This window comes from Pseudomonas sp. PIC25, from assembly GCF_002286785.1.
Taxonomy (GTDB): domain Bacteria; phylum Pseudomonadota; class Gammaproteobacteria; order Pseudomonadales; family Pseudomonadaceae; genus Pseudomonas_M.
This window is the reverse complement of the sequence record NZ_MUJY01000108.1, coordinates 52171-66549: the sequence shown is the minus strand read 5'-3', so window position 1 is coordinate 66549 and position 14379 is coordinate 52171. Positions and strand designations below refer to the sequence as shown.

The 14379-nt window shown below is 64.3% G+C and carries 13 protein-coding genes; 8 read left to right on the top strand and 5 right to left on the bottom strand.

What is annotated here, in order from left to right:
* On the bottom strand, positions 1-1456 hold a 1456-nt coding region (putP, locus tag BZL41_RS13075; RefSeq protein ID WP_095599698.1), incomplete at its 3' end, for a sodium/proline symporter PutP.
* Between the two features lie 471 nt (positions 1457-1927).
* Entirely contained in the window at positions 1928-2680 is a 753-nt protein-coding gene (locus BZL41_RS13070) for an AraC family transcriptional regulator (protein ID WP_084336365.1), read from the bottom strand.
* Between the two features lie 491 nt (positions 2681-3171).
* Between BZL41_RS13070 and BZL41_RS13065 the strand changes: the two genes are divergently transcribed.
* From BZL41_RS13065 to BZL41_RS13050, 4 genes are all read left to right on the top strand, one after another.
* The gene (locus BZL41_RS13065; protein ID WP_371916524.1) at positions 3172-3927 is read left to right on the top strand and encodes a methyl-accepting chemotaxis protein; all 756 of its coding nucleotides are present in this window, start codon (positions 3172-3174) and stop codon (positions 3925-3927) included.
* A gap of 3 nt (positions 3928-3930) precedes the next feature.
* Positions 3931-4629 (top strand): hypothetical protein, encoded by a 699-nt coding sequence (locus BZL41_RS13060; RefSeq protein ID WP_095599696.1) that lies wholly within the window; start codon positions 3931-3933, stop codon positions 4627-4629.
* Positions 4630-4777: 148 nt separating this feature from the next.
* Positions 4778-7183, top strand: coding sequence for an endopeptidase La (gene lon / locus BZL41_RS13055; RefSeq protein ID WP_095599695.1), 2406 nt, complete (start codon positions 4778-4780; stop codon positions 7181-7183).
* A gap of 268 nt (positions 7184-7451) precedes the next feature.
* Positions 7452-7853 (top strand): protease inhibitor I42 family protein, encoded by a 402-nt coding sequence (locus BZL41_RS13050; RefSeq protein ID WP_095599694.1) that lies wholly within the window; start codon positions 7452-7454, stop codon positions 7851-7853.
* A 5-nt stretch (positions 7854-7858) separates the two neighbouring features.
* Here BZL41_RS13050 and BZL41_RS13045 read toward each other — a convergent pair whose 3' ends face one another.
* Complete coding sequence (locus BZL41_RS13045; RefSeq protein WP_168190991.1) at positions 7859-9556, bottom strand: diguanylate cyclase; 1698 nt, start codon at positions 9554-9556, stop codon at positions 7859-7861.
* Positions 9557-9731: 175 nt separating this feature from the next.
* Here BZL41_RS13045 and BZL41_RS13040 point away from each other — a divergent pair, with 175 nt between their 5' ends.
* From BZL41_RS13040 to cmoB, 4 genes are all read left to right on the top strand, one after another.
* Positions 9732-10364 (top strand): lysoplasmalogenase, encoded by a 633-nt coding sequence (locus tag BZL41_RS13040; protein WP_095599692.1) that lies wholly within the window; start codon positions 9732-9734, stop codon positions 10362-10364.
* A gap of 78 nt (positions 10365-10442) precedes the next feature.
* Positions 10443-11015, top strand: a complete 573-nt coding sequence (locus BZL41_RS13035; protein ID WP_095599691.1) for a hypothetical protein — start codon at positions 10443-10445, stop codon at positions 11013-11015.
* Positions 11016-11114: 99 nt separating this feature from the next.
* Positions 11115-11858 (top strand): carboxy-S-adenosyl-L-methionine synthase CmoA, encoded by a 744-nt coding sequence (cmoA, locus tag BZL41_RS13030; protein ID WP_095599690.1) that lies wholly within the window; start codon positions 11115-11117, stop codon positions 11856-11858.
* Entirely contained in the window at positions 11855-12814 is a 960-nt protein-coding gene (cmoB, locus tag BZL41_RS13025) for a tRNA 5-methoxyuridine(34)/uridine 5-oxyacetic acid(34) synthase CmoB (protein WP_095599689.1), read from the top strand. The genes cmoA and cmoB overlap by 4 nt, the downstream gene beginning before the upstream one ends.
* 119 nt (positions 12815-12933) lie before the next feature.
* Here cmoB and pdxJ read toward each other — a convergent pair whose 3' ends face one another.
* On the bottom strand, positions 12934-13680 hold the full coding sequence (pdxJ, locus tag BZL41_RS13020; RefSeq protein ID WP_084336373.1) for a pyridoxine 5'-phosphate synthase: 747 nt from the start codon (positions 13678-13680) through the stop codon (positions 12934-12936).
* Positions 13673-14362, bottom strand: coding sequence for a DNA repair protein RecO (gene recO / locus BZL41_RS13015; protein ID WP_095599688.1), 690 nt, complete (start codon positions 14360-14362; stop codon positions 13673-13675). Before recO ends, pdxJ begins: the two co-directional genes overlap by 8 nt.
* Positions 14363-14379: the final 17 nt, after the last annotated feature.

The following is a 14379-nucleotide window of genomic DNA, read 5'->3' as shown; positions in this document are numbered from 1 at the left end:
CTTCGAAGCGCTTGAGCATGGAGGCCGACGGCGCCTTGTCCAGCAGACTGAACACGACGATACCGATGCTGGCGAAGAGGAAGCCCGGAATGATTTCGTACAGGCCCAGCCAGCCGAACTGCTTCCAGACGATCACGGTGATCGCACCGATTAGCATGCCGGCCAGAGCGCCGTTGCGGGTCATGCGGTTCCACAGCACGGAGATCAGTACCACCGGGCCGAAGGCGGCGCCGAAGCCGGCCCAGGCGTAGGACACCAGGCCCAGTACACGGTTTTCCGGGTTGGAAGCGAGGAAGATGGCGACCAGCGCCACCAGCAGCACCATGCCACGACCGACCCAGACCAGCTCGCGCTGGCTGGCGCCTTTACGCAGGAAGGACTTGTAGAAGTCTTCGGTCAGGGCGCTGGAACAGACCAGCAACTGGCAGCTCAGGGTACTCATGACCGCGGCCAGGATGGCGGACAGCAGGACTCCGGCGACCCAGGGGTTGAACAGGACCTTGGCCAATTCGATGAACACCCGCTCGGGGTTCTCGGACACCGCACCAGCCACTTCCGGATGGGCCGAGAAGTAGGCGATGCCGAAGAAGCCCACGGCAACGGCGCCACCGAGGCAGAGGATCATCCAGGTCATGGAGATGCGACGTGCGCTGGCGATGGACTTCACCGAGTCGGCAGCCATGAAGCGCGCCAGGATGTGCGGCTGGCCGAAGTAGCCCAGGCCCCAGGCCATCAGCGAGATGACGCCGACGAAGGTGGCGCCCTTGAGCATGTCGAAGTGGGTGGCGTTCTGCATTTCGATGGCCGCGAAGGTCGGATCGATACCGCCGGTAGCCAGCATCACCACGATCGGGGTCAGGATCAGCGCGAAGATCATCAGGCTGGCCTGCACGGTGTCGGTCCAGCTCACCGCCAGGAAGCCACCGACGAAGGTGTAGGCGATGGTGGCTGCGGCGCCAGCCCAGAGGGCTGTCTCGTAGGACAGGCCGAAGGTGCTTTCGAACAGACGGGCACCGGCGACGATGCCGGAGGCACAGTAGATGGTGAAGAACACCAGAATCACCAGGGCGGAGAAGATGCGCAGCACGCGGCTGGAGTCTTCGAAGCGGTTGGTGAAGTAATCGGGGAGCGTCAGGGCATTGCCGTTGTGCTCGGTCTGCACGCGCAGGCGACCGGCGACGAACAGCCAGTTCAGGTAGGCACCGACGATCAGGCCGATGGCGATCCAGCTTTCCGACAGGCCGGAGAGGTAAACGGCACCCGGCAGGCCCATCAGCAGCCAGCCGCTCATGTCCGAAGCGCCCGCGGACAACGCGGTGACGAAGCTGCCGATGCTGCGGCCGCCGAGGATGTAGTCGGAGAAGTTGTTGGTGGCGCGATAGGCCGCCAGGCCGATCAGTACCATCAACGCGATGTAGATCACGAAGGTGACTAGCGTGGGTGTGGTGATGCTCATGAGCACTCCCTAAGTTTGTTTTTATCCAGACACGGAGGGTAGCCCGTGCCCTTGGTTGGCAGTGGACGCCCGCTTCTGCTCGGGTATCCGCCGGCGGGGCTAAGCCCCGTCGATACGAAAGCGGGCGAGTGTCCAGGACACCCGCCCGCCCTCTGATTACTCCGCGTCCGCCAGTGCAGCAGCGAAGCCGTTCCTCTCCCGGCGACGAACGCCGGCAAATGTCGAATTCTCCGATGATCCGCCGCGCCCCGTGCCTCCTGGCCCGGGCGAAGTCCAGCCTGATCCGGCTCCCCTGCCGGATTGGGCGTTGCCCTCGCGTGGCTTCGAGCCATACGCCGAGACCTTGCACGGGCAAGGCCCAGGGTGGCTGGCTGGCGAATGGGCGGAATTTAGAGATTCGGGGAAGGGCTTTCTTGCGAGAAACTCTGGAGTTTTGTCGAAAAACTCCGAATGTCCGACAAGACGCCGGTCTCAGTCCGTTCCGCGCATGCGCTTCGGCGTCAATCCCAGGTAGCGCCGCATCGCCGAGGTCAGCGCACTCTGGCTGGAGAAGCCGCACTCTTCGGCGATCCGCACCAGCGGCAAGGGGCTTTCCCGCAGCATCCGCGCCGCGCGGTCAAGGCGGGTCTTGAGCAGGTACTGGTGCGGGGTCAGCCCGACGCTGTCCTTGAACTGGGCGTGGAAGTGGCTGGGGCTGAGGCAGGCGACCTGCGCCAGTTCGGCGACGCTGATGCGCCGCGCCAGGTGCTCGCCGATATAGGCGTCGAGACGCTCGAGATCGAGCGGGCCGACTACCCGGGTCGGCTGCTCGCCGAACAGGCGCAGGTGCAAGGCACGCAGCAGCACGCCACCCAGAGAGCGCGCCAGCAGCGGGTCGTTGCCGTAGCGCTCCAGCTCCGCGCCGGCGTAGCTCAGCAGGTTCTGGAAATCCGCGTCCAGCGCCGGATAGCGCGGAATGTCGAACAGCCGCAGGAGCAGGTCGCGGTCCTCGGGGGACACGCCCTGCTCGTCCAGGTCGATGACCAGCATGCGGTTGTCGCCCATACCGGCGAAGGAGTGGTCGGCATCGCCCGGCACCAGGCAGGCACGCATGCGGCAGACTTCGCCGCCGCGCCCGCTGACGTCGAACTCGGCACGGCCGGCCAGCGACAGCACCAGCTGATGATGGCCGTGGGCATGATCGTGAGCCTGCTCATCCAGGCGGATCAGGCGGGTACAGAACATCGAAACTCTCGGATAAAACTCGCAGGGGCGAACTTTACCGAGTCGAAGGGGGTGGCGTCAGCCCAGCCGACAGGCGGAACCGGTTCGTTCCGGGTCCGGCTGGCCAGTATCTTGCTATTACCCGGTCATTCCCGCTGTCATGGAAGGAGCCGCCCCCTTGTTCTCTTCGCCCCTCTCTGCCACGCCTGCCCACAGCCCCACCGGAACAGGTTTTCTGGCTGATTGCCACCCTTTGGCTCTGCGGCATTCCTCTGGCGACGGCCGGCCATGTCTGGGCTGCGCTGGCCAGCCTGGCCATCGGCCTTCTGCTTTATCAACAGCAGCATCGGCTCCAGCAAGCCCTGCGGGACCGGCTGCAAAACGCGCTGGCGCAATTGGGTAGTGCCGGTCCGTCCGAACTGCACACGCTGATCGTCGCCAGCGGCCAAGCACGCCATGCCGCCGAGCGGCTACGCAGCGAAGTGCAGTTCGCCGGCCAGGCGCTCGATGAGATGGCCGCCCTGGCCGAACAACGCAGCACCGACCAGGGCCGGCAGGTCGAGTGCATCACCCAGGCCAGCGGCGAGATCGACCACACCCTGGCGCAGATTCATCGGCTCGGCCAGCAGGCGGCGAGCGCACTCCGTTCCGCGCACCAAAAAAGTGAAGCCGGCCGCCACGACGCCCAATCGGTGGGCAACGCCATGAGTAATATCCGGGCGAGCCTGGGGCGCACTGCCAGCGCGGTGAGCCAACTGCTGGAGCACGCCAGTGCGGTGGAAAAAGCCCTGCACAGTATCCAGAGCCTTGCCAAACAGACTCAGTTGCTGGCGCTCAACGCCTCCATCGAGGCGGCCCACGCCGGCGAGCACGGCCGCGGCTTTGCGGTGGTCGCCGACCAGGTGCGCCAGTTGTCCCAGACCAGCGACCAGGCAGTGCAACAGATTGCCGGCGTGGTCGCCGATATCGGCCAGGCGGTGCGCAGCGTGTGCCACGAAGTCGAAGAACACCGCCAGTTGCTCGACCACGGAGCCGCGCAGAGCGAAGCCCTGGCGGAAGATTTGCATCAGCTCGCCGACCAGAGCCAGCGCAGCCTGACCGAACTGCTCAGCCTGCAACAGGCGCTGGACGAACACGAAGCGGCCAGCCAGGCCCTTCACGAACAACTGGAACGGATCGGCGAAGCGGTGAACCTGCAGCGGGAGCAGAGCCATGCACTGCATGGGTTGACCCAATACCTGACCCGCCTGACCACCGATGCGAGGTGATGCATGGAAATCTGGCTCGCCGCCGGACTCGGCGGCTTACTGCTGGTGCTCGGCCAATGGCTCTGCCGATTGGCTGCGCAACGCCATCACAGTACGCTCGACCGGCTCGATAACCAGGCCCTGCAACTGGCGCTGGAGCTGCTGCAGAACCTGCAGAAACACCGTGGCCTGGGCAGCCAGAATGACGACACCGGCCGCCGCCAGCGCGAAGCCATCGCCGTCCAACTCGACGAGCTGTGGCAACGCTGGCCGGCCCAGACCCAGGACCTGCCGGAGATCGCCGACGCCTGGCCGCGCCTGCGCGTCAAACCGCAGGATTTCAACGCGCACAATCAGCTGATCGAGTGCCTGCTGGGCGCCATCCACCTGCTCGAACTGCGCCTGGGCGAACGCAATGGACAGATCACCGCCGGCCTCGGCGAGGCCTGCCGCTCGCTGGAAGACTTGGCCCGGCTGCGCGGCCTCGCCGTGCGCGCCGCCAATTACTCGCGCTGCCCACTGGAACTGCAGATCCAGATGCGCTACCTGTGCCAGCGCCTGGCCGGCCCGTCCTGCGAGAACCGCATCCGCGATATTGTCGCCCGCCTCGACAGCGAATTGATCGCTGCGCCGCAGGTGCGTCTGGCACCGGCGGACTGCTTCGCCCTGCTCACCCCGATCATCGACGAACGCTTGCAAGGGCTACGCCTGAGCCTGGCCTGATCCGGCCGCTCCGGAGGGAGCGGCCCGTCACAACGCGAGGGACAATCCCCAGGTCCCTCACAGTTCGTTACATCCCGTCCTCCTTTCGCATTGAAATGTCGGCGGCATACCCCATCTACCCCTGTATCGCGAACGTACAGGGTGCCGCATGAACGACCACAACCCAAACATCGATCCAGATATCGTCGAAGAACAGGTGGAGAAACCCGGCAGCACCGGCCTCGCCCTGCCGGTCCAGTCGCTGCCCGACAAGCTGTACATCATGCCGATCCACAACCGGCCGTTCTTTCCGGCCCAGGTGCTGCCAGTGATCGTCAACCAGAACCTCTGGGACGAGACCCTGCAGCGGGTCGCCAACACCGCCCATCACTGCCTGGCGCTGTTCTATGTCGAAAATCCCGCGCCGGACGCCGAAAACTTCGACCCGGACAGCCTGCCCGAACATGGCACCGTGGTGCGCATCCACCACGCCAGCAAGGACGGCGAGAAACTCCAGTTCGTCGCCCAGGGCATCACCCGGGTGCGTATCCGCGGCTGGCTGAGCCGCAAGCCGCCTTATCTGGTTGAGGTGGATTACCCACAAGCCGCCGCCGATCCGCGCGACGAAGTGAAGGCCTACGGCATGGCCCTGATCAACGCGATCAAGGAGCTACTGCCGCTCAACCCGCTGTACAGCGAAGAGCTGAAGAACTACCTGAACCGCTTCAGCCCCAACGATCCGGCACCACTGACCGATTTCGCCGCCGCCCTCACCACGGCACCGGGCCATGAATTGCAGGAAGTGCTGGATACCGTGCCGATCCTCAAGCGCATGGAGAAGGTGCTGCCGCTGCTGCGCAAGGAAGTCGAGGTAGGCCGCCTGCAGAAAGAGCTGTCCGCCGAGGTCAACCGCAAGATCGGCGAGCGCCAGCGCGAGTTCTTCCTCAAGGAGCAGTTGAAGATCATCCAGCAGGAGCTGGGTATCACCAAGGACGATCGCAGCGCCGACGTCGACGAGTTCCGCGCCCGCCTGGAGGGCAAGACAGTGCCGCCGGCCGCGCAGAAGCGCATCGACGAAGAGCTGAACAAGCTGTCGATCCTCGAGACCGGCTCGCCAGAATACGCTGTCACCCGCAATTACCTGGATTGGGCCACCAGCCTGCCCTGGGGCATCTACGGCAAGGACAAACTCGACCTCAAGCACGCCCGCAAGGTGCTCGACAAGCACCATGCCGGCCTGGACGACATCAAGAACCGCATCCTCGAATTTCTCGCTGTCGGCGCCTTCAAGGGCGAGATCGCTGGCTCCATCGTCCTGCTGGTCGGCCCGCCGGGCGTGGGCAAGACCAGCATCGGCAAGTCCATCGCCGAATCGCTGGGGCGGCCATTCTACCGCTTCAGCGTCGGCGGCATGCGCGACGAGGCGGAGATCAAGGGCCATCGCCGGACCTACATCGGCGCCCTGCCCGGCAAGCTGGTGCAGGCATTGAAGGAAGTCGAGGTGATGAATCCGGTGATTATGCTCGACGAGATCGACAAGCTCGGCGCCAGCTACCAGGGCGATCCGGCGTCCGCCTTGCTGGAGACCCTCGACCCCGAGCAGAACGTGGAATTCCTCGACCACTACCTCGATCTGCGCCTGGACCTGTCCAAGGTACTGTTCGTCTGCACTGCCAACACCCTGGACTCGATCCCCGGACCGCTGCTCGACCGCATGGAGGTGATCCGCCTGTCCGGCTATATCGCCGAAGAGAAGCTGGCCATCGCCAAACGCCATCTGTGGCCCAAGCAACTGGAAAAGGCCGGCGTGCCGAAACAACGCCTGTCCATCAGCGACAGCGCCCTGAAACTGCTGATCGAAGGCTACGCCCGCGAGGCCGGCGTGCGGCAACTGGAGAAGCAGCTCGGCAAAGTGGTCCGCAAGTCGGTGGTCAAGCTGCTGGATGATCCGGACAGCACGGTGAAGGTCGGCCCGAAGGACCTCGAGGACTACCTGGGCATGCCGGTGTTCCGAACCGAGCAAGTGATGTCCGGCGTAGGCGTCATCACCGGGCTGGCCTGGACCAGCATGGGCGGTGCCACTTTGCCGATCGAAGCCACACGCATCCACACGCTGAACCGCGGCTTCAAGCTCACCGGCAAGCTCGGCGAGGTGATGAAGGAGTCGGCGGAAATCGCCTACAGCTACATCAGCTCGCACCTGAAGAAGTACAAGGGCGACCCGGCGTTCTTCGACCAGGCCTTCGTCCACCTTCACGTGCCGGAAGGCGCTACGCCCAAGGATGGCCCCAGCGCCGGCATCACCATGGCCAGTGCCCTGCTCTCCCTGGCGCGCAACCAGGCGCCGAAGAAAGGCGTGGCCATGACCGGCGAACTGACCCTGACGGGCCAGGTGCTGCCGATCGGCGGTGTGCGTGAGAAGGTCATCGCCGCACGCCGGCAGAAAATCTTCGAGCTGATCCTGCCGGAAGCCAACCGCGGCGACTTCGCCGAACTGCCGGATTACCTCAAGGAAGGTCTGACCGTTCACTTCGCCAAACGCTACGCCGACGTGGTCAAGGTGTTGTTCCCGTAAGGCCACGCCGGACCTGCTTTCGTGGGAGTCAGCTCTGCTGGCGATGCTTTTGCGTCGCCATCGCGAGCAGGGCTCGCTCCTTATAGACAGGACCGGCCTGTATTCGCCCAACCCACCCTCGGCGGGCGAATGAATTCATCCCTACAGCAGACTGAGCTTTCGCGATGCGCCGACCGGGTTGGTTCTGCTCCTGAATTCGTCCACATGCCTTACAGCAAGCGACGACCCAGGTATGCTGGCGCTTTTCCGCCACCGACAGGAGTTGGAAATGATCGTTCGCCAGCCGCGCCGGTTATTGCCTTTCGCGTTCGCCCTGCTCGCCGCCTGCGCCCAGCAGCCCACCAGCATTACCCTGCAGCACAACCAGCAGAACAAATGCCCGCTGCGGATGCACCCGGGCCAGACCCTGGTACTGACCCTGCCGAGCAATCCGACCACCGGGTATCGCTGGGAAGTGAAAGACGCCGCGGCGAATGTGTTGCGCAGCCTCGGCCCGGAGGTCTACAGCAATCCCGAAGATGCCGGCCTGGTCGGCAGCGCCGGCCTTTCCACCTGGCGCTTCCAGGCGACCCAGCCGGGCGATGGCCATCTGCTGCTGGTCTACAAGCGGCCCTGGGAAGTGGGCGTGGCGCCGGCCGAGACCTTCGATTGCAAGGTGGCGGTCAAGTGACGTCGCTACTCCAGTACGGGTAGATCGCTGGCCCGTGGCGGGTGATACAGGCAAAGGCGATTGCGCCCGCCACGCTTGGCTTCGTACAGCGCACTGTCCGCGGCATGCAAGAGAATCTCCGCTTGCTGGCCATCCTGGGGAAACAACGCCAGGCCAAGGGAAATACTGATCGGCCCGAGTGGCTGCCCGCCATACCGTACCTGCAAGCGGGTCACCGCCAAGCGCAGCGCCTCGCAACGCGAGATCGCATCCTCCAGGGTGATCTCCGGCATGATCAGGGCGAACTCCTCGCCCCCATAACGGCACGCCAGGTCGCTGGCACGCACGTGGCGCCTCATCTCCTGGGCCAGGTGCCGCAATACCAGATCGCCAGCCTCGTGGCCGAAGGTGTCGTTGAAGCGCTTGAAATGGTCCACATCCAGCAGGACCACCGCAATCGGGGTCTGCTTGCGCGAAGCCCGAAGCAACTCGCGGCGTAACGTCTCATCGAGGAAGCGACGGTTGTGCAGTCCGGTCAGGGCGTCGATCACCGACTGTTGGCGCAGGCTGTCGCGCAGCGACAGGTTGGCCACCCCCAAAGAGACCTGTTCGGCAAAAGCCTCAGCCAATTCGATATCGACGCCTTGCCCAAGAAGCGTCACCACGCCCAACGGCTCGCCATGGGCCATCAACGGAACACACAGATAGCCATGCCCCAACCCCGGATGCCCGTCGAGATGGGGGCAGATCAAATCCTGGGAGACATCCCGCACCCTGTGACTCTGGCCCCGGCGAATCGCCCAGCATTGCTGCGGCTCGAACAATTCGTTGCCGGGTTCCCAGTCGCCCCAGCGGCCGGTTTCTTCGAGTACGTCGCGAGACGGGTGGTACAGCGCCAGACAGCCGGCATTCTGCGGAAACAGCTGTTGGGCGAAGCGACTGATGATGCCGAAGCATTCATCGAACAGGCTGGTGGAATGCAAGGCGCCAGCCATGTTGCTGAGCAAGGATATTTCGCGGTTGCGCAGTTCCAGCTTCTGCACGCCACTGCTCAGCTGCTCGCTGAGACTGTGCAGGTTCTGTGCGCTTTCACGGCTTTCTCGCAGCACCCGGAACGTGAAGAAGAACAACATGCCGAGCACCATCAGGTCGAGGAGAGCGGTCAGCGACAGGCCAATGGTGCCCATGTCCTCGCGCCAGTGAATCTCCCGCTCCAACAGCACGATGCGCTGGTTCAGCAGTATCTGGAACTCATTGAGCGCATTGCGGATGCTGTCCTTGATCTGCTTGCCCTTGCCCTTGGCGACACGGTCGGCGGCAACCAGCAGGCCCTGCTGGCGACGAACCTCGATGGTTTCGTTGTAGAACTCGCGTAACTCGATGAGTAGCGGGCGGATGTTTTTCAGGGTGGCCCCCAGATCGGCATCGCTGCCGGCCTTGACCGCCAGGATCGGCATCAGGCGATCGATCTCGGCGAAGCCCTGGTAGAGCGGACTCAGATAATCCTCCCGCCCGGTGAGAATGAATCCCCGCTGACTGGACTGGCTGTCTTTCAATGCCAGCAGCATCAATTGCACTTCTTGCCTGAGTTGCTCCTGAGCCTGGCGCTCGAGGCGCAACTGATCGATCCAGCGGCCACTGAACACCGGCACCAGGATGTTCATCACCATAATGGCAATCGCGAGCAGGAAGCCGATTTTCAGGCGGGTCGCCGTGGATCTCATGCGCGGACGCTCCTGGGCTTTCCGGGAAAGTGTAGCGGGCAGGCGGCGCGAAATGCCGCCAGCGCTGGCATGTGTCGCCTGTGGGAACGGTTTTCCTGCAGGCATATTCGCGCTCAGTGTAAAGAGCCCGCCCGGGCGAGAAAATCATCATTTAGGCGATTCAGGGAGAAGATCGATGCGCTGGCTGTTACTTGGGATACCCGCCGTTCTGCTTTACCTGTACGGGGTGGCGTCGGACGAAATGCCGATCCGCCTGGCGAGCAAGCCGATACCGGTGATCGCCTTGCTGTTCTGGCTGCGCGGGTTTCCGGCCAGTGCCTATCGCAACCGGATTGCCCTGGGCCTGTTCTTTTCTCTCGCCGGCGACGTCCTGCTCGCGTGGCCGGCCGATCTGTTCGTCTTCGGCCTGGGTGCCTTTCTGCTCGCTCACCTGGCTTACCTGTCGGCCTATCTGAGTGACAGCCGGCGCCTGGCGCCGCTGGCACTGGTGTTCGCGGCATCGACGGCTGCCGGCATGTTCGGTGTGCTCGCCTCGGCAGGCCTGGGCTCCTTGCTGGTTCCGGTAGCGCTCTATGCCTTGACCATCGGTGCCATGCTCTGGCGCTCCCTGGCCCGTATCGGCACAGCCGGCGTACCGGTCCTCTCCGCCCGGCTCGCGGCAGGCGGTGCCGTGCTGTTCGTACTCTCCGACAGCCTCATCGGCATCGACCGCTTCGTCATGCCATTCGAGGCCGCGCCCTACGCCATCATCCTCAGTTATTGGGCCGGTCAATCGGCCATCGCCGCCTCGGCCGCCCATACCCGATGAGGTGGTGACAATCCGCCAGCAAGTCCTCGGCAAATGGGCTATAGAGAAGGAGGGCGACACTGACTCCGGGAGTACGCAATGGGCGGCTGTGTTGGTCGAGCAAATGTGATCCTTGCCGTGATCTTGCTGGCAGGATGCAGCAGTCTTCTACCCAGCGAGCGTGCGGAAACCCAATCGCCCTTCGCCGATTATCTGGATGCGGAAGGCCGCTTCGCCCAGGCGATCCCCGGTCGCACTACCCGGCCCGAACTGTTCTCCCTGGGTTTCGACCCGCTGATCCAGGGCAACGGCCGCATGCTGTCGTTCATCGACATCCGGCTGATGTTCGTCCAGCCGAACATTCCCCTCGCCTACCTCCCGGATGGACTGTTGCAATGCCTGGAGGCCAAGGACCGCTGCGTCGGTTATGCCTTCGAGTTCTCCAAGAGCGATAGCCAACGGGTGGGCAACTTCTGGGCGGACATCTTCAACTTCCGCAAGAAACGCGAGATCCAGGGCTGGGCGTTCCGCGCCGTGTTCGTCCTGGTGGACGACCGCCTGGTACACAAGGTCAGCAGCGGCGAGCCGAACATCCGCCGCTACGAAGTGAAACGCAATCCGTTGGGGCCGGTGCAGGGCGCCGGGGAGTTCTTTTCCGATCAGTTGAAGTGAACCGCACCGGCAATACGGCGGACGGACACGAAGGAGGGTTTGGCACGCCGTCACTCTTGGCTAAAATGCCGGCCTTTTACGCCAACCCCCGGAACCACCGTGACCCAGGACCCCGATCGTCTTTTCGCGCAGCCCCTCGCCCAAGTACGGGACTTCGTCTTCAACGAAGACGTGGTGCGCGTATTCCCCGACATGATCAAGCGCTCGGTGCCGGGCTACCCGACCATCGTCGAGAACATCGGCGTGCTCGCCGGCCGTTTCGCCCAGCCGCACAGTGTGCTCTACGACCTGGGCAGTTCGCTCGGCGCCGTTACCCAGGCGCTACGCCGGCACGTGAAAACCGATGGCTGCCGGGTCGTCGCGGTGGACAACTCGGCGGCCATGGTGGAGCGCTGCCGGGAGTACCTGCATGCCCAGGACTCGATGTTCCAAGAGCTGCTGCCGGTCGACGTGATCGAGGCGGATATCCTCGCCCTGGATTTCCAGCCCACATCGCTGGTGGCGTTGAACTTCACCCTGCAATTCATCGATCCCGAGCGCCGGCTCGAACTGCTCGGCCGCATTCGCCAGGCCCTGCTCCCCGGTGGCGCGCTGATCCTGTCGGAAAAGCTGCGCTTCGCCGACGATGAGGAGCAGGCGCTGCTCACCGATCTGCATATCGACTTCAAGCGGGCCAACGGTTACAGCGAGCTGGAAATCGCCCAGAAGCGCAGCGCGCTGGAAAACGTCATGCGCCCCGACAGCCTCGAGGTCCATCGCAACCGCCTGTTGGCGGCCGGTTTCCGCAAGGTGGTGCCCTGGTTCCAGTGTCTCAACTTCGCTTCGCTGATCGCCCTGCCATGATCGACCTCACCACTCTCGTCCACCGTCTCGCCGGCACTCCCCTGGCTGCCTGGGCCAATGGCCTGCAGGCGCAACTGGACGCCCGGATGGACATCGGGCACGGCGACCTGGAGCGTTGGCAGGGTGCCCTCGATGCTCTGCCGGATCTGAAACCCACCGAAGTCGAACTGCGCGAACGCTTTCGCCTCGATGCGCCTTGCACAGACGCCACGCGGGCTCAGCTGAGACAGGCCCTGCTCGGTCTGTCGCCCTGGCGCAAGGGGCCGTTCGATCTGTTCGGTGTGCACATCGACACCGAATGGCGGTCGGACTGGAAGTGGGCGCGGGTCGCTCCCCATCTGGAGCTGCACGGCAAGCGCGTGCTCGATGTGGGCTGCGGCAACGGCTATTACCAGTGGCGCATGCTCGGCGCCGGTGCCGACAGCGTGATCGGGATCGACCCCAACTGGTTGTTCTTCTGCCAGTTCCAGGCCATCCAGCGCTACCTGCCGGACCTGCCGGCGTGGCACCTGCCCTTCGCCCTGGAAGACCTGCCGGAGCGCCTGGAAGGCTTCAATACCGTGTTTTCCATGGGCGTGCTCTACCACCGTCGCTCGCCCATCGAGCATCTGCTTGCACTCAAGGATTGCCTGGTCAGGGGCGGCGAACTGGTGCTCGAAACCCTGGTGATCGCCGGCGACGAGCAGAACGTGCTGATCCCGGAAGACCGCTATGCCCAGATGCGCAACGTCTGGTTCCTGCCCTCGGTACCGGCGCTGGAACGCTGGCTGCGCCGCGCCGGTTTCACCGATGTTCGCTGCGTCGATGTGAGCATCACCCGCGTCGAAGAGCAGCGCAGCACCGAATGGATGCGCTTCCAGTCGCTACCCGACTTTCTCGATCCGCACGACCACTCCCGCACCATCGAAGGCCTGCCGGCGCCGATGCGCGCCGTAGTGCTGGCGCGCAAGCCGTAAAGCCGGGCGAGCGATTCGCCGCCCAGACGATCGGACGATGCCATGCAGGGCAAAGAACTCGCCCTGCTGTATGGCCCCTCGCCACACATTAAAGGGGGCCGGCTTTCAGGGAGCGGCTCTTAACCCCGCGCCGCTGCCGCGACGATCAATTGCTTCATCTCCACCACTGCCTGCTTGAACCCCACGAACAGCGCATGGGCGACGATGGCGTGGCCGATATTCAATTCATGGACGCCGGCAATGGCCGCCACCGGCTCGACGTTGTGGTAGTGCAGGCCATGCCCGGCATTGACGATCAACCCATGCCCCAGGCCGAACGCCACGCCGTCGCGAATCCGCGCCAGTTCGCGGGCGGCTTCGGCGGGCGTCTGGGCATCGGCATAACGGCCCGTATGCAGCTCGATGGCCGGAGCACCGATGCGTCGCGCGGCCTCGATCTGCCGTTCTTCGGCATCGATGAACAACGACACCTCGCAACCCAGCTTGCTCAGCCGCTCCACCGCTGCACGGATGCGCTCTTCCTGACCGGCAACGTCCAGGCCGCCTTCGGTGGTCAGTTCCTGGCGGGTTTCCGGCACCAGGCAGATGTGTTCGGGGCGGATGCTTTCGGCGAAGGCCAGCATCGGCTCGGTGACGCCCATCTCGAAGTTCATGCGCGTCTGCAGCATGTCCTTCATGACCCGGACGTCACGCTCCTGGATATGCCGGCGATCCTCGCGCAAATGCAGGGTAATGCCATCGGCACCGGCTTCCTCGGCATCCAGGGCGGCTTTGACCGGGTCCGGGTAGCGCGTGCCGCGCGCCTGGCGCAGGGTGGCGACGTGATCGATGTTGACGCCGAGCAGGATGCGGTTGGCTTCAGTCACGGGGAGGCTCCTTGAGATTCATGAACAACTCGCGGCTGACCAGAGGTCGGCCGCCCAGGTGAGGGGCGAGTGCCTGGCGCATCAGCCGTTTGGCGGCTGCCAGAGCGCCGGGTACCGACCAATCGGCCTCGGCCATGGCCATCAACTCGGCTCCGTGGAACAGGCCGGGCTGCAATTGGCCAACGGGCTCCAGGCCGGCATCCGGCTGCAGGCGATAGAGGCCCTCGGCGACGATGGGTTGGCCGGCGATATCCAGGTCCAGGGCGAAACCATAGCCCAGCTCGTCCAGCAGACGCCATTCGAACGCGCGCAGCAAGGGCTCCAGAGGCCGCCCTTCGGCCAGGGCCAGCAAGGTCGCGGCATAGTGATCGAAGAACGCGGGATGTGGGACTTCGGCCGGCAACAGGCGGATCAACAGCTCGTTGAGATAGAGACCGCTGAACAGCGCATCGCCGTTCAACCAATGGGCGATACCGCTGGCTTCCAGGCGGCTGGCGTTCTTCAGTTCGCCACGCCCGTTGAACTCGACCTCCAGCGGAACGAACGGCCGCGCCAGGCTACCCGCCTTGCCCCGCGCCGAACGCAGGACCGCCCGGAGCCGGCCCTGCGGTGTGAAGAAATCCACCAGCGCACTGCTCTCCCGGTACGGACGGCTGTGCAGGACGAAGGCGGATTGAGGCATAGGAGGCGTTCAGCCAG